Below are 14,381 nucleotides of genomic sequence, written 5' to 3' on the forward strand. Positions count from 1 at the left end.
CTCAGCGCATCTCGCGGCGCGCGTTGCGCACGTTCCAGACCAGGATCGGCGTCACCAGCAGCATGATGACGATGGCGCTGGCCGAACCGACGCCCCAGTCGAAGGCGCGGAACATGCGGTCGTACATGTAGTTGGCCAGCACCTGCGTGCCCCACTGCCCGTTGGTCATCGCCAGCACGATGTCGAACACCTTCAGCACCACCAGCGTGATCGTGGTCCACACCACGACGATGGTCGGCATGATCTGCGGCACCTTGATCTTGAAGAAGATCTGGAACGGGTTGGCGCCGTCGACGATGGCGGCCTCGACGGTTTCCTCGGGAATGCCGCGCAGCGCGGCGGACAGGATCACCATGGCGAACCCGGTCTGGATCCAGATCAGCACCACCATCAGCAGGAAGTTGTTCCACGGCTCGATCGTCAGCCAGGTCTGCGGCGCGCCGCCCAGCGCGGTCCAGATCGCGTTCAGCACGCCGATCTGGTCGGCGCCGGCGGGGCGGGTGTCGTAGATCAGCTTCCAGATCACCGAGGCGCCGACGAAGCTGATCGCCATCGGCATGAAGATGATCGACTTGGCGACATTGCCCCAGCTGATGCGGTCGGTCAGCTGCGCCGCCAGCAGGCCGAAGGCGGTCGACATCGCCGGCACCACCACCAGCCACAGCATGTTGTTGCGGATCGCCTCGAGGAACTTCGGCTCGGCCGCCATCTGCCGGTAGTTCGCCAGCCCGACAAAGGCGCCGCCCTGGTCGCGGTCGGTCAGCGAGAACCACAGCGTCGCCAGCACCGGGTACACCAGGTACAGCGCCAGCACGAAGATCGCCGGGCCCATGAACAGCCACGGCCGGATCATGTTTGCCCGGTTGATGTTGCGTCCGGCGTTGGGCCCGCGCGCCGGGTACAGGACCTTGTCGAGAAACTGGTTGGAGAAATAGAAGTAGCCGATGCAGATCCCGACGCCCAGGACCACGGTGATCATCCCCTGCAGGACCGGATGCATGGCCTCTCCCCTTCCGACTGTCGCGCCCTGCCGGGCCGGTGGGGATCCCGGCGCTGCCGGAATCCCGTGGGTCTGGTGGCGGGGCGTTACTTGATCGCGTCCCAGCTGTCCTGGATCTCGGAGGCAACCTCTTCGGCCGACTTGCCCGAAACATAGTCGATCATGCCGGTCCAGAACGTGCCGGCGCCCACCGCGGCCGGCATCAGGTCCGAGCCGTCGAAGCGGAACGTGGTCGCGTTCAGCAGGATGTCGCCCATCTTCTTCAGCGTCGAGTCGCCGTAAAGCTCGGTGTTCACGCCGGAATGCGGTGTCAGGAAGCCGCTTTGCGCCATCCAGACCTCGTGCGCGATCGGCGTCTTCAGGAACTCGATGAAGCCGCGCGCCGCCGGGGTGTCGTTGGTGATGAAGGCCAGCGTGCCGGCGCCCAGCACCGGCTTGCCCAGGTCGCCCTCGCCCGCGGCGGGGAAGTAGAAGAAGTCGGCGTCCACGCCGATCTCGGTGCCGTCGGGGAAGAAGGTGGGGATGAACGAGGCCTGGCGGTGCATGTAGCACTGCGGCGGCGAGGCGAACAGGCCCAGCGGGCTTTCGCGGAAGTCGGTCGCGCCCACCGCGTCGACGCCGCCGGCGACCATCTCGTCGGTCTTCGCCACCGCGCCGAACTTCTCGATCACCTCGACCACCTTGGGATCGTCGAACGGCATCTCGTTCGACACCCACTGGTCGTAGACCTCGGGCGGGTGGGTGCGCAGCATCAGGTCCTCGACCCAGTCGGTCGCGGGCCAGCCGGTGGCGCCGCCCGAGCCCAGACCGATGCACCAGGGCGTCTCGCCGTCGGCGATCATCTGCTCTTCCAGCGCCCGCAGATCCTCCGTCGTCTCGGGCACTTCGTAGCCGGCGTCGTCGAAGTTGTCGGGCACGTACCAGACCAGCGACTTCACGTCGATCTTGTAGGGGAAGGCGTACAGCGCCTCGGCCCCGTCGGGCCCGGTGTAGGTGCCGATGCCGCGCCAGCTGGAGCCAGCGGCGTAGTTGTCCTCGAGCCATTGCGCGGTCTCGTCGCCCAGCGGCTCGACGAAGCCCTTCGAGACCAGGTTCTGGATCAGGCCGGGCTGCGGCAGGATCGCCACGTCCGGCGGACTGCCCGCCTCGGTGTCGATGACGATCTGCTGCTCGTAGTTCTCGGACGAGGAGTAATTGATCTCGGCGCCTGTCGCCTCCTCGAAATAGGCGAGGACGCTTTCGGCCAGCGCCTGGTCGTCGCCGCGCCAGGGGCCGAACACGTTCAGCGTCTGGCCGGAATAATCGTGTTCCGCGGCGAAGCTGTCGAAGCTTTGCCAGTTGAAATCGCCCTCGCCCGGCGTGAACTTCAGATCCTGCGCCTGGGCCAGCCCGGCCGTAAGCGACAGGATCGCCGCGCTGATCGGCAGCACCTTGTTCATGAAAACTCTCCCCTTGGTGTGTGCGTGCGCACTTTTGTTTTTTGTCCGGCGCGGGCCTGACGCGCGAGACGTGCGTCGCGCCGACCCCATGCACCGTGAGGTTTGAACGTTACCCAAGCAAGTAAACCTGAACCTGTCAATCGCGCCTTCGGAACGGATTTCAAAGGATTTCCGGACAATTGCGGCCCGGTTCTCTCATCTCCGGCCGCCGCCAGCGCCGCTGTCCCGGAACGCCCGCAATTGCCGCACGGTCTCGTCGTCGGTCAGCTGCCGGAAATCGGAGTAAAAGGCGCCGACACCGCGGAAGTGACGCGCAGGGTGCAGGCAGACGAGGTGATCGGACAGGGCGCGGATCGCGTCCAGCGCATCTGCCGGCGCCACCGGCACCGCGGCGACGACGGCCGCGGCGCCCTGCCGCCGCAGCGCGGTCAGCGCGGCCTTCATCGTGGCGCCGGTTGCCAGGCCGTCATCGACCACGACCGCGGTGCGCCCGGCCGGGTCCAGCCGGGGCCGGACGCCGAGGTATGCCGCGCGCCGCCGGGCGATCTCGGCCAGGGCGCGTTCGCAAGCGTCCTCGACATAGGCGGGATCGGCGCCGGTCGCTTCGGCGATGGCGTCGTTGAGGATCGTGACCGGCCCGTCGCCGGTGTTGCCACTCTCGTCGCCGTCGCCGTCGCCGCTTTCCACCACCGCGCCGATCGCCAGTTCGGGATTGGCCGGCGCGCCCAGCTTGCGCACCAGCACCAGTTCCAGCGGGGCGCGCAGCACGCGGGCGACCTCGACCGCGACCGGCACGCCGCCGCGCGGCAGCGCGTAGATCACCGGCTCCGCCAGTTCCAGGCGCGCCAGCGGCTCTGCCAGCAACCGGCCGGCCTCGGCGCGGTCGGCGAAGATGGGGTGCGTGCCGAACATGATCGCACGAGGATACATCATCCCCGGATCCGGCGCATCAGCGCGCGCACCGATCCGGCGGAACGATCCGGCAGCGATCCCGCGCCGGCCGCGCCGCCCGGCGCGGCGGTCAGGGCGTCAGGATGATCTTCGGCGCCGCGGCCCGCCCCTGCCGGATCTCGGCGAAGGCGCGGGCGCCGTCCGCCAGCGGCCGGATCTCGGGCCAGCCGAGCGGGCCGAGCCGCCCGTCATAGATCGCCTGCGCCGTGTCGCGGAAGTCCGCCGGGGTATAGGTGTAGGTGCCGATGAAGGTGACCTCCTGCAGGGTCATGCGGCGGATGTCCAGCCCGCCTTCCGCCGAGCCCAGCCCGATGTGCACCACCACGCCGCCGGGGCGGACCGCGGCCGAGGCCATGGCGCGTGTCGGCGCGATGCCGACGCCGTCGATCACCAGGTCCACGCCCTGCGGCGCCGGATCCGACAGCGGATCGAAGGTCTCGAAGCCCTCGGCCGCGGCGATCGCGCGGCGCGGGGCGCTGGTCTCGCCCAGGATCACCCGGCCCGCACCTTGCGCCTTCAGCACCAGCGCCGCTCCAAGCCCGATCGCGCCGCCGCCCATCACCAGACAGGCGGCGCCGTCCACCGGATCGTGCAGCGCGCGCGCGGCCAGCCGCACCGCGTGCCAACCGCAGGCGATCGGTTCGGCCAGCGCGGCCTTCTCGGTCGGCACATGGTCGGGGATCGTCACCAGGTTGCGCGCCGGCATCGCCAGCAGTTCGGCGAACGCGCCCTCGCGCGGCGGCATCGAGATGATCTGCCGGTCGGGGCACAGGTTCTCGCGCCCGGCCAGGCAGTCGCGGCAGCTGCCGCAGGTGACCAGCGGGTTGACGGTGACGCGGCTGCCCTGCCCCGGACCCTCGATCACGGTCCCGGCGGCCTCGTGCCCCAGGATCAGCGGCGCCGGGCGGCGGTCGTCATGCCCCAGCCATGCGTGCATGTCCGAGCCGCAGATACCCACGTGGGCCACGCGGATCAGCGCATCCCCGGCCGCGGCCGGGTCGGGCACCTCGCGGTAGTCCAGGGTTTCGGGGCCGGTATAGACGAGCGCCTTCATTTCGCGGTGAACCCTCCGTCGACAAACAGGATCTGGCCGGTGACGTACCGGCTTGCGTCCGAGCACAGGAAGATGGCGGGGCCGAGGATGTCGGCGATCTCGCCGTTGCGGCCGATGCAGGTCTGCGCGGCGTTGCGGGCGGCAAGCTCGGGGTTGCCGAACACCGGCCCGGTCAGCTCGGTCGGAAAGAAACCCGGCGCCAGCGCATTGGCGGTGATGCCGTGCAGCGACCAGGCCTCGGCCATCGCGCGGGTCAGCTGCGCGACGCCGCCCTTGGAGGCGCCATAGGCCAGCCCGCCGGGGAAGGCACGCTCGCTTTGCAGCGAGGCGAAGTTGACGATCCGGCCCCAGCCCTTGCCCTTCATCGCCGGCACCAGCGCCTGCGCCAGGAAGAACGGCATCGCGAGGTTCAGGTCGAGGGTCAGCTTCCAGCCCGCGGGGGTCACCTCGTCCGCCGCCTGGCGGGTGTTGACCCCGGCGGCGTTGACCAGGATGTCCGGCGCGCCGAACGGCTCCGAGACCTTCTTGGCCAGATCGTCCGCGCGGTCCGGGTCCGACAGGTCCGCCACGATGGCGGCGGTCTCGCCCCCTGCCTCGGACCGCCACGCCTGAAGCGCGTCGGCACGCCGGGCGACGCCGACCACCCGCGCCCCGGCGGCGGCCAGCGCCGAGGCGATGCCCCGCCCCAGCCCCGAGCTTGCCCCGGTCACGCAGGCCACGCGGCCGGTCAGATCGAACAGCTCCGCGGTCATCGGATCATCCGGCCGCCGACAGGTCGAACTGCTCGTCGGGGAAGTACTTCTCCAGCCTGATGTCGGCGGTGCGGGCGTGGCCCTCCATGCCTTCCAGGCGCGAGATCCGCGCGGTCGCCTCGGCCACCGGTTTCGCCGCGTCGCGGCTCGCCCGCTGCCAGGTCACCAGCTTCATGTACTTGTGCACCGACAGCCCGCCGGTGTAGCGCGCCGCGCCCGAGGTCGGCAGCACGTGGTTCGGACCCGAGGACTTGTCGCCGAAGGCCACCGTGGTTTCCTCGCCCAGGAACAGCGAGCCGTAACACTGCAGCCGGCCCAGGAACCAGTCGAGGTCGGCGGCCTGCACGTGCAGATGCTCGGGCGCATAATCGTCGGCGACCCGCGCCAGCCCCTCGCGGCCCTCGACCACCATCACCTCGGCCATGTCGGCCCAGGCTCTGGTGGCATTCTCGCGGTTCAGCGCGGGAAGCTGGTCGATGTACTGCGGCACCAGCTCCATCACCTTCTCGGCCAGCGGGCGGTGCGTGGTCGCCAGCCAGACCGGCGAGTTGTAGCCATGCTCGGCCTGACCGACCAGGTCCCAGGCGACGATGTGCGGATCGGCGGTCTCGTCGGCCAGGATCAGGCTGTCGGTGGGGCCGGCGAACATGTCGATGCCGACGCGCCCGAACAGGATCCGCTTGGCCTCGGCGACGAACTGGTTGCCGGGGCCGACCAGGATGTCGGCCTTGGGCAGGCCGAACAGCCCGAACGCCATCGCCGCGATGCCCTGCACGCCGCCCAGCGCCAGGATCGTGTCGGCGCCGCACAGGTCGGCGGTGTAGACGATCGCCGGGGCGATGCCGACGCCGGGGCGCGGCGGCGAACAGGCGGCGATGTGCCCGCAGCCGGCGACCTTGGCCGTGGTCACCGTCATCAGCGCCGAGGCGATGTGGCTGTAGCGCCCCCCCGGCGCATAGCAGCCCGCCGCCTGGCAGGGGATCGCCTTCTGCCCGGCCATCAGCCCCGGCAGGATCTCGACCTCCATGTCCCTGATCGTGTCCTTCTGCGCCTCGGCGAAGCGGCGCACGTTGTCCCAGGCGAAGCGGATGTCGTCCTTCAGCTTCTGCGGCACCTGCGCGGCGGCGGCGTCGATCTCGTCCCGGGTCAGCACGACGTTGCCGTCATAGCGGTCGAACTTCGCGGCATAGCGTTTCGCGGCCTCGTCCCCGCCCTGCTCGATCTCGTCGAGAATGGCCTGCACGGTGGCGCGCACGTCGCCCGCATCGTCGGTCGAGCGCTTGGTGGCTTTCTTCAGATAATCGACGGTCATCGCGGGCCTCACTTGTAGATGGCGGGAAGAAGGGCGGTGGAGACCACCGGCAGGTATGCGATCAGCAGCACCACCAGCAGCATGAAGAAGACGAACGGGATCGCCCGCGCGGCGATCTTCAGAATCGACTCGCCGGTCAGCCCCGAGACCACGAACAGGTTCAGCCCCAGCGGCGGGGTGATGAAGCCGACGCCAAGCGCGGTGATCATCATCACGCAGAACTGGATCTCGTTCATGCCGATCTCTTGCGAGAGCGGAAACAGGATCGGCGCCAGGATGACGATGTTGGGCGTCGTTTCCATCACGCAGCCGGCGGCGATCAGGATCAGGATCATCAGCAGGATCAGCATGTACTCGTTGTCGGTCAGCGAGGTGACGGCAAAGACGAAGCCCTGCGGCACGCCCATCGCCGCCATCGTCTGCGCCAGCGGCAGCGACATCGCGATGATCGGCAGGATCACCCCGTTCACCTTGGCCGAACTGACCATCATCGCCGGGAAGTCCGACAGTTTCAGCGTGCCCAGGATGAATCCCAGGATGATGGTGATGACCACCGCCGTCGCGCCCGCCTCGGTCGGGGTCAGCCGGCCCGAGAAGATGCCCCAGAAGATCACCCCGGGCACCAGGAACGCGTACCAGCCGCGCGCCAGCGCGCGGCCGAGGTTGCCGAGCCATTCGCGGGTCGAGATCAGCCCGCCGGCCTCGTAGGCGTAGCGGCGGTTGACGACGATGTTGGTGACCAGGATCGAGACCAGGATCAGGACGCCCGGGATCAGCGCCGCCTGGAACAGGGTCGAGGCCGAGATCCCCAGCACAAGGCCGATGACGATATAGGCGATCGACGGCGGGATCAGGATGCCGGTGCACGCGCCCGCGGCGACCAGCGCGCAGGCATAGGGGCGGGGATAGCCGCTCTCGACCAGCCGGTCGATGGTCATCCTGCCGACCGCAGCGGCGCCGGCGGCGTCCGAGCCCGAGATCGCCGAGAACATGCCGCAGACCAGCACCGTCGCCGAGCCGAAGCCGCCCCGCGCCCAGTTCGTCAGCGCCTCGGCCACGTCGAGGAACTTGCGCGACAGCCCGGTGCGCACCAGCACGTCGCCGGTCAGGATGAACAGCGGCACGGCGGTCAGCGCGAAATGGTCGATGCCGTCGAACAGGCTCTCGCCCAGCAGCGACAGCGGCAGCACCTCCGAGACGACCAGCATCGTCACCGCGCCGGCGCCGATCGCCGCCCAGACCGGGACGCCCAGCGCGATCAGGATCACGAACAGGATCACCGGGCCGTAGAAATCCCAGCCGATCACCACCGTTTCCTGGCTCATCTGATTCCAGAGCATCGCGACCTCCTCAGTCGAACAGACGGGCGCCCTCGTAGACCGGGCGTTCCGCCACCAGGTCCGCGAGGTCGCGCCACAGCGATTGCACGAGACGGAAGACCATCAGCGCGAAGCCCAGCGGCACCGCGGCCAGGAACCAGACCATCGACACCCGCAGCCCGTGGCTGACCGAACCGAACTTCCAGGACACCGCCACCGTCTCGAAGGACCAGCGCAGGGCGAGCACGGCGATCGCCAGCATCACCAGGTCGCCGAAGATATAAAGCGCCGCCTTCACCCGCGGCCCGACGTAGTTGAAGAGCACGTCGATGCGGATGTGCGCGCGTTCGCGCACCGCCGCCGCGGCGCCGATCCACGCCAGGTAGATGAAGGCGTAGCGCACGACTTCCTCGCCCCAGATCGAGGAATAGGCGAAGACCTCGCGGCGGATGACCTCGACGGCCATGGTGATCACCAGCATGGTGTAGAACACCAGCAGCGCCCATCGCTCGGCATTGCGGTCGAGTATGGCGAGCACGGCTCCTCCTTCGCCGGCGGCGCCGGCGTTACATGCGTTTCGGGAAAGGGACCGGGCGCGCGTGGAGGGTCGCGCCCGGTCGCCGGGCTACAGCGGCCGGGCCTCAGGCGTCGTGGACGTAGTAGCGGCCCAGGGTGTCGGACGCCTCGACCATCTTGTCGAAAGCCTCCATCGATCCGGCGAGCTCGGTCTTGAAGCTGTCCCATTCGCTGCGCTGGTAGCCGCCCGCGTCCTTCCATTCGCCCAGCTCGTCCTCGCTGGGCGCGTAGAACTCGACGCCCGACTTGGTCAGCTCGGCCATGGCGTAGTTGCGCGCGGCGGGCACCTTGGCCAGGTTCTGGTGGAAGGTGATGTCCGAGGCGAACTCGATCCCCTCCTGCACGTCGGCGGGCAGGCCGTTGAACCATTCCAGGTTGCAGGAATAGACCTGGCTGTCCGGCACCGCCTGGGTGAAGGTGACGTAGCTGAGGATGTCCTTGAAGCCGAAGACGTAGAGCGCCCCGACCGCGGGGTCGAGCGCGTCGGCCACGCCCTGCTTGATCGCCGACGGGGTCTCGCCCCAGGCCACCGGCGTCGGATTGGCCCCGACCATGCGGTAGTACTGCTGCAGCATCTGGCTGCCGGGCACCCGGAACTTCACCCCCGACAGGTCGGCCGGGGTCTTGACCGGCCCCTTGCCGCCCTTGCGCACCGCGACCACGCGCGGGTCGATGACGACATAGTAGAGCGGCTTGAAGCCCTTGGCCTCGACCAAGGGATTGACGGTCTGCTTCCAGTGGTCCGAGGTCACCAGGTTCACGAACCGCTGGTTCGCGCCGCACAGGTACGGCAGGTTGATCAGGTCGACGACCGGCGCGAACGGCGCGAAGTTCGACAGCGAATGCTGCGCCGCCTGGATCGTGCCGCCCTGGACCTTCTGCACCAGCGCGCCGCCCGCACCCAGCTGGCCGCCGGGGGCGAGCTTGACGTAGACCTTGCCGCGCGTGGCGTTCTGGATGTTCTCCTTGAAGTCCAGCTGCATGATCGGATAGCTGCGGTCCGCCGTCATCGCATAGGCGGTGGCGATGGTCATGACATGATCGGCGGCCTTCTCGCGCTCGGCCTCCTCGCGCGAGGTCTGCGCGACCGCCTCGGACGACCACAGCATGCCGGCGGCCCCGGCGACCATCGCTGCGGTGAACCCGCCGGCGCCGGCCAGCTTCATGAAGTTGCGGCGTTCAAGCGACGCGATCTCCGCGCGCACCTTGGTGTCGGTCATCGGAACTCCTCCCTGTCAGATGGGCCCTCTTGGGGGGCCATGCCCGCCAGCGCCTCGCGCGCCAGCACTCCGATTACGAAAAGGATCGAGGAGACGAACAGCATCAGCATCTCGGCCACGTCGCCCAGCACCACGCCCGCGCCGAGCGCCCCCGCGGCGACGTTGCCGAAGAAGGCCAGAAACAGAAGCACAGCGGCCGAAAGCGTCAGGCGTGCAAGTAGCTGCATCGCGTCCTCCCCGTCGTCCGGCAGCCACCTTGGGCCGCCGAATCATCTTGATTGGCCCCAATGTAAGCGCTTGCACGCAGCCATGCAAGCGCTTACATTCACCACATGCCCCTGCGCCCGCTATGGTCGCGCCAGACCGGAGCATGACGATGGCCAAGGACCTGCCCACGCTGGAAGACGTCGCCCGCATGAGCGGTGTGTCGACGGCCACGGTCTCGCGCGCGCTGAACGCGCCCAAGCGGGTCCGCCCGGAAACGCTGGCCCGGATCACCGACGCGGTGGCGCAGCTGGGCTACACACCGCATTTCGGCGGCCGGGCGCTGGCGTCGAACCGGACCTTCACCGTCGGCGCGGTCATCCCGACGATGGAGAACGCGATCTTCGCCCGCGGCCTGCAGGCGCTGCAGGAACAGCTGTCGGCGCAGGGCGTGACGCTGCTGGTGTCGACCTCGAACTACGACCCCGACGAAGAGGCCGCGCAGGTGCGCGCCCTGCTGGGCCGCGGCGTCGACGGCATGGTCCTGATCGGCGAGGCCCGCGACGCCCAGGTCTACACGCTGCTGGAACGGCGCGGCGTGCCCTTCGTCCTGGTCTGGACCTGGCGGCCGGACTGCCCCTGGCCCTGCGTCGGCTTCGACAACGCCGAGGCCGCGCGGGCGATGGCGCAGCAGGTGCTGGACCTGGGCCACCGCCGGATCGCGATGATCGCCGGCATCACCCGCGGCAACGACCGCGCCGCCGCCCGGGTAGACGGGGTGCGCGGCGCACTGGACGCGCACGGGTTGTCACTGCCCGCGGACCGGCTCGTCGAAAGCGACTATTCGCTCGAGGCCGGGGCCGAGGCGGCGCGGCGGCTGCTGGCGCAGACGCCGCGGCCGACGGTGATCCTGTGCGGCAACGACGTCCTCGCCGCCGGCGCCTATGCCGCGATCCGCGATGCGGGGCTGTCGGTGCCCGCCGACATCTCGGTCACCGGGTTCGACGACATCGATCTGGCGCATGTGCTGTCGCCGGGCCTGACCACCGTGCACGTCCCGCACCGGCGGATGGGCGAGGCGGCCGCCCGGATGCTGCTGGCGATGGGCGCGGACGGCGCCGCACCGGATGGCGTCGCGCTGCAAACCGGGATCGTGCGCCGCGGCTCGCTCGCGGCGCCGCCGCCGGGCTAGGCGCCGCGGCTACTTCGTCAGGATCAGCTTGCCGGCCCTCGTGATGCGCAGGAAGTAAAGCTGCCCGTCCAGCTTCAGCTGCGCCTGCACGCCATCCCGTGTCAGCTTGCGGGCATCGTAGACCGGCATCTGCGGTCGGCGGGGCGCGCGGTCGGGGTCGGCATGTCGGGCGTCGGGCTTGGGTGTCATCGCTACCGCTCGGTCAGATCGTTGCACAATGCCCACGGCGGGGCGTCTCTATTCCTGAGCGTTTTTGTATGAATTGTCAAACCCCCCGTTGCGCCCGGACATAGGCGGTCCGGCCCGACCGCGCGGACCGGATCGGCACCCGCAGATCGCTCGCGCGGTTGATCCAGGGTCGTGGCCCCGCGCCCCGATCCGTGCGCGTCTCCCGCTACGGCATGCACCCCGACCCAGGCCAGCCGGTGCCGGCGCGTGGCGGGTTTGGGGGCGAAGCCGGGGCAGCCATGCGCGGCGCGACTAATCCGAGGCCACCGCCCGCGAGGTTGAAATCCCCGATGCTTTCCGCCCCAGCTTAAGCACGGCTTAACCAATCCGCGGCAAGGCTGCGGCCGATGACCGCCGCGCCCCGCCTGCCCTTTCCCGATCCCAAACCGACCGCCCTTTCGGGGGCCGAGCGGCTGGCCTGGGTGCGGCTGGTGCGCTCGCCCCGCGTCGGCGCGGCGACCTTCCGGCGGCTGCTGGACGAGCATAGCTCGGCGCAGGCGGCGCTGGCGGCGCTGCCGCAGGTGGCGCGCGGCGCCGGGGTGGACGACTACCGCCCCTGCCCGCCCGGCGTGGCGCAGGCGGAACTGGACCGCGGCGCGGCGCTCGGCGCGCAGCTGCTGGTGCCCGGCCGGCCCGGCTATCCCGACCTGCTGGCGCGGATCGACGACCGGCCGCCGCTGCTGTGGGCGCTGGGCGATCCGGCACTGGCGCAAGGCCGCTGCATCGCGCTGGTCGGCGCGCGCAACGCCTCGGCGCTGGGCACGCGGATGGCCGCGCACCTGGCCCGCGCCCTGGCCGAGATGGGCTTCGCCGTGGTCTCGGGGCTGGCGCGCGGCATCGACACCGCGGCGCACCAGGCGGCGCTGGACACCGGCACCGTGGCGGTGCTGGCCGGCGGCGTCGACGTCGCCTACCCGCGCGAGAACGAGGATCTGCAGCGCCGGATCGGCCAGCGCGGCCTGCTGCTGTCGGAAATGCCGCCGGGGATGACGCCGCAGGCGCGGCACTTCCCGCGCCGCAACCGGATCATCTCGGGGCTGGTGCCGGGGCTGGTGGTGGTCGAGGGCGCGGCCAAGTCCGGCAGCCTGATCACCGCGCGCACCGCGCTCGACCAGGGGCGCGAGGTGATGGCCGTCCCCGGCCACCCGTTCGACGCCCGCGCCTCGGGCTGCAACATGCTGATCCGCGACGGCGCGACGCTGGTGCGCTCGGCCGAGGACATCGCCGCCGCGCTCGACCTGCCCCGCCCCGAGCGCCGCGCCCCCGCCGCCAGCCCGGCGCCGCCCCCGGATACGGACCGGAGCCCGGCCGGACCGCAGCCGGTGCCGGCGCCGCCGCAGGACGGAACGCCGCTGGTCTCGGCGATCCTCAACCTGCTGGGCCCGGCGCCGATCAGCGAGGATGCGCTGATACGGCAGATCCGCCGCCCCGCGCCCGAGATCCTTGCCGCGCTGGGCGAGCTGGACCTGACCGGCCAGATCCTGCGCCACTCCGGCGGGCTGGTCTCGCGCCCGCCGGGCTGACGCCCGCCCGGACCTGCGCCCGGCCCCGCACCCGCGCCCGAACCCGCGCCCGGACCTGCGCCCGGACCCCGACCGGCACGGCGCGACCGGCACCGCGACGGGCAAAGCTTGCCCGGTAAGGCTTGCCCGGTGCCCCGCCGGATGCTAGCGGGCAATGATGCAGGCCGTATCCGCACGTCTCGCCCGGACCGACTGGCTGACGCTGGGCGCCGCCCTCGGTGCGGCGCTGGCGCTGGGGGTGCTGCTGCTCGGCTGGAACCGGGCGTTCTGGTACGACGAGGTGTTCACCCTGGGCGCCGCGGCGGCGGGCCGGCCGCTGGACTGGGACGTGCTGCTGCGCGACGTGCACCCCCCGACCTATGTGCTGCTGGTGCGCGGGCTGGGCGCGGCGCTGGGCGGAGACTCGCCCCTGCTGCGGCTGGTGAACCTGCCCGGCCTGCTGGCGCTGCTGGCGGCGCTGGCGATCCTGTCGCGGCACCTGGACCGGCCGCGGCTGGCGCTGCTGGCCGCGCTGATCGCGGTCAACGGCTACACCCTGGGGCTGATGCTGGACCTGCGCAGCTACTTCCTGCTGCTGGGGCTGGCGACGCTGGGCCACGCGCTGCTGCTGGACGACGCCGCCGGCCGGCCGCGCACCGCCGCGCTGGCGCTGAACGCCGCGGCGCTGTCGGCGCTGCACTTCTTCGGCGCGGCGATCGGGCTGGCGCTGCTGCTGCTCTCGACGCTGCAGCACTGGCGCGCCGGCCGCCGCGCCCGCGCCGCCGCCTCGGCGGCCCTTGGCGCGGCGATCACCGCCGGGGTGCTGCTGTGGGCGTTCGGCATCGCCCGCACCGCCGATTCGATGGGCGGGCGGCTGTGGATCACCAACGATCCGGGCCCGTTCCTGGACTTCGCCGCGCAGCAGATCCCCCTGGCGCTGCTGGCGCTGGGCATCGCCGCCGCCGGCGGCCGCCTGGCCCCCGGCGCGGCGCGCGCGGCGCTGGTCGCGCCGGCGCTGGTGCTCGCCGCCGGACTGCTGATCGCGCTGCACACGCCGGTGATCTCGACCCGCAACCTGGTGGTCGGCGTGCCCGGCGTGACGCTGGCGGCGGTGCTCAGCACGCCGCAGGCGCTGCTCGACCGGCTGCGCGCGACGCCGCTGACGGCGCTGGTGCTGCTGCTCGCCGGGCTGCGCTACGGCGATATCGCCACCCAGGACGCGCAGATGATCCGCTGGGCGGTGACCGAGGCGACGCCGCCCGAATGCGACGGCGTGCCGCTCTACGTCAAGCGCCCCGACATCGTCGACGAGATGGCGCAGCAGGTGTTCCGCGGCTCGGTCCGGCGCCCGCTCGAGGATTTCTCGGCCTTCGAGCGCACCGCGCCGCGGCCGCCGGACTGCACGGTGCTGGCGATGGGCTGGCACGAACTGGGCCGGGTCGCGCTGGTCACCGACTATTTCGCCGACCACGATGTCGCCACCGAGGCGGTGCTGCCGCCCGATCCGCGCCTCGCCCGGCGCGGGCTGATGACCCACGGCTTCGTGATCCGCGCCACCCCTGAGACCAGCCCCTGATCCGGGCCCCGATCCGGACCCCGATCCGGGCCCCGTTTCCGCCGGGACAAAGGCGC

At 70.8% G+C, this 14,381-nt stretch carries 14 protein-coding genes; 3 read left to right on the forward strand and 11 right to left on the reverse strand.

Features of this window, described 5'->3' with window-relative positions:
* Position 1 precedes the first annotated feature (1 nt).
* The 10 genes from GE300_RS02615 to GE300_RS02660 all read right to left on the reverse strand — a co-directional run bounded on the left by GE300_RS02615 (position 2) and on the right by GE300_RS02660 (position 9,850).
* Positions 2-1,000, reverse strand: coding sequence for a carbohydrate ABC transporter permease (locus tag GE300_RS02615; RefSeq protein ID WP_154444553.1), 999 nt, complete (start codon positions 998-1,000; stop codon positions 2-4).
* An 86-nt stretch (positions 1,001-1,086) separates the two neighbouring features.
* Positions 1,087-2,439: an ABC transporter substrate-binding protein gene (locus tag GE300_RS02620; protein WP_154444554.1), complete on the reverse strand. Its 1,353-nt coding sequence runs from the start codon at positions 2,437-2,439 to the stop codon at positions 1,087-1,089.
* 195 nt (positions 2,440-2,634) lie between these two features.
* Entirely contained in the window at positions 2,635-3,372 is a 738-nt protein-coding gene (locus GE300_RS02625; protein ID WP_233416712.1) for a phosphoribosyltransferase, read from the reverse strand.
* Between the two features lie 88 nt (positions 3,373-3,460).
* On the reverse strand, positions 3,461-4,444 hold the full coding sequence (locus GE300_RS02630) for an alcohol dehydrogenase catalytic domain-containing protein (RefSeq protein WP_154444555.1): 984 nt from the start codon (positions 4,442-4,444) through the stop codon (positions 3,461-3,463).
* Positions 4,441-5,196 (reverse strand): SDR family NAD(P)-dependent oxidoreductase, encoded by a 756-nt coding sequence (locus GE300_RS02635; protein ID WP_154444556.1) that lies wholly within the window; start codon positions 5,194-5,196, stop codon positions 4,441-4,443. Before GE300_RS02635 ends, GE300_RS02630 begins: the two co-directional genes overlap by 4 nt.
* Positions 5,197-5,200: 4 nt before the next feature.
* A complete protein-coding gene (hisD, locus tag GE300_RS02640) occupies positions 5,201-6,508 on the reverse strand; it encodes a histidinol dehydrogenase (RefSeq protein WP_154444557.1) in 1,308 nt (435 codons plus the stop codon).
* Positions 6,509-6,516: 8 nt separating this feature from the next.
* Positions 6,517-7,848 carry a TRAP transporter large permease gene (locus GE300_RS02645; RefSeq protein WP_154444558.1) on the reverse strand — a complete coding sequence of 444 codons (1,332 nt, stop codon included), beginning with the start codon at positions 7,846-7,848 and terminating at the stop codon, positions 6,517-6,519.
* A 10-nt stretch (positions 7,849-7,858) separates the two neighbouring features.
* Positions 7,859-8,365 (reverse strand): TRAP transporter small permease, encoded by a 507-nt coding sequence (locus tag GE300_RS02650; RefSeq protein WP_325063071.1) that lies wholly within the window; start codon positions 8,363-8,365, stop codon positions 7,859-7,861.
* A 103-nt stretch (positions 8,366-8,468) separates the two neighbouring features.
* Positions 8,469-9,623: a TRAP transporter substrate-binding protein gene (locus tag GE300_RS02655; protein WP_154444559.1), complete on the reverse strand. Its 1,155-nt coding sequence runs from the start codon at positions 9,621-9,623 to the stop codon at positions 8,469-8,471.
* Positions 9,620-9,850, reverse strand: coding sequence for a hypothetical protein (locus GE300_RS02660; RefSeq protein WP_325063072.1), 231 nt, complete (start codon positions 9,848-9,850; stop codon positions 9,620-9,622). Before GE300_RS02660 ends, GE300_RS02655 begins: the two co-directional genes overlap by 4 nt.
* 149 nt (positions 9,851-9,999) lie before the next feature.
* Between GE300_RS02660 and GE300_RS02665 the strand changes: the two genes are divergently transcribed.
* The gene (locus GE300_RS02665; RefSeq protein WP_154444560.1) at positions 10,000-11,019 is read left to right on the forward strand and encodes a LacI family DNA-binding transcriptional regulator; all 1,020 of its coding nucleotides are present in this window, start codon (positions 10,000-10,002) and stop codon (positions 11,017-11,019) included.
* A 9-nt stretch (positions 11,020-11,028) separates the two neighbouring features.
* On the opposite strand, the gene hemP is transcribed toward GE300_RS02665, so the two are convergent.
* The gene (gene hemP, locus GE300_RS02670; protein ID WP_154444561.1) at positions 11,029-11,208 is read right to left on the reverse strand and encodes a hemin uptake protein HemP; all 180 of its coding nucleotides are present in this window, start codon (positions 11,206-11,208) and stop codon (positions 11,029-11,031) included.
* Positions 11,209-11,594: 386 nt separating this feature from the next.
* On the opposite strand from hemP, the gene dprA reads away from it, so the two are divergent.
* Both dprA and GE300_RS02680 read left to right on the forward strand, forming a co-directional pair.
* Positions 11,595-12,770: a DNA-processing protein DprA gene (dprA, locus tag GE300_RS02675; protein ID WP_154444562.1), complete on the forward strand. Its 1,176-nt coding sequence runs from the start codon at positions 11,595-11,597 to the stop codon at positions 12,768-12,770.
* Between the two features lie 154 nt (positions 12,771-12,924).
* Positions 12,925-14,325, forward strand: coding sequence for a hypothetical protein (locus GE300_RS02680; protein WP_233416713.1), 1,401 nt, complete (start codon positions 12,925-12,927; stop codon positions 14,323-14,325).
* The last annotated feature ends 56 nt before the right edge of the window (positions 14,326-14,381 follow it).

Origin of the sequence: Halovulum marinum, from assembly GCF_009697225.1 — a bacterium.
GTDB lineage: Bacteria > Pseudomonadota > Alphaproteobacteria > Rhodobacterales > Rhodobacteraceae > Halovulum > Halovulum marinum.

Bases quoted from the DNA above. Each gene is read 5' to 3' on its own strand.
- GE300_RS02615 (WP_154444553.1), bottom strand. From the start codon at position 1,000: ATGCATCCGGTCCTGCAGGGGATGATCACCGTGGTCCTGGGCGTCGGG.
- GE300_RS02620 (WP_154444554.1), bottom strand. From the start codon at position 2,439: ATGAACAAGGTGCTGCCGATCAGCGCGGCGATCCTGTCGCTTACGGCC.
- GE300_RS02625 (WP_233416712.1), bottom strand. From the start codon at position 3,372: ATGATGTATCCTCGTGCGATCATGTTCGGCACGCACCCCATCTTCGCC.
- GE300_RS02630 (WP_154444555.1), bottom strand. From the start codon at position 4,444: ATGAAGGCGCTCGTCTATACCGGCCCCGAAACCCTGGACTACCGCGAG.
- GE300_RS02635 (WP_154444556.1), bottom strand. From the start codon at position 5,196: ATGACCGCGGAGCTGTTCGATCTGACCGGCCGCGTGGCCTGCGTGACC.
- hisD (WP_154444557.1), bottom strand. From the start codon at position 6,508: ATGACCGTCGATTATCTGAAGAAAGCCACCAAGCGCTCGACCGACGAT.
- GE300_RS02645 (WP_154444558.1), bottom strand. From the start codon at position 7,848: ATGCTCTGGAATCAGATGAGCCAGGAAACGGTGGTGATCGGCTGGGAT.
- GE300_RS02655 (WP_154444559.1), bottom strand. From the start codon at position 9,623: ATGACCGACACCAAGGTGCGCGCGGAGATCGCGTCGCTTGAACGCCGC.
- GE300_RS02660 (WP_325063072.1), bottom strand. From the start codon at position 9,850: ATGCAGCTACTTGCACGCCTGACGCTTTCGGCCGCTGTGCTTCTGTTT.
- GE300_RS02665 (WP_154444560.1), top strand. From the start codon at position 10,000: ATGGCCAAGGACCTGCCCACGCTGGAAGACGTCGCCCGCATGAGCGGT.
- hemP (WP_154444561.1), bottom strand. From the start codon at position 11,208: ATGACACCCAAGCCCGACGCCCGACATGCCGACCCCGACCGCGCGCCC.
- dprA (WP_154444562.1), top strand. From the start codon at position 11,595: ATGACCGCCGCGCCCCGCCTGCCCTTTCCCGATCCCAAACCGACCGCC.
- GE300_RS02680 (WP_233416713.1), top strand. From the start codon at position 12,925: ATGATGCAGGCCGTATCCGCACGTCTCGCCCGGACCGACTGGCTGACG.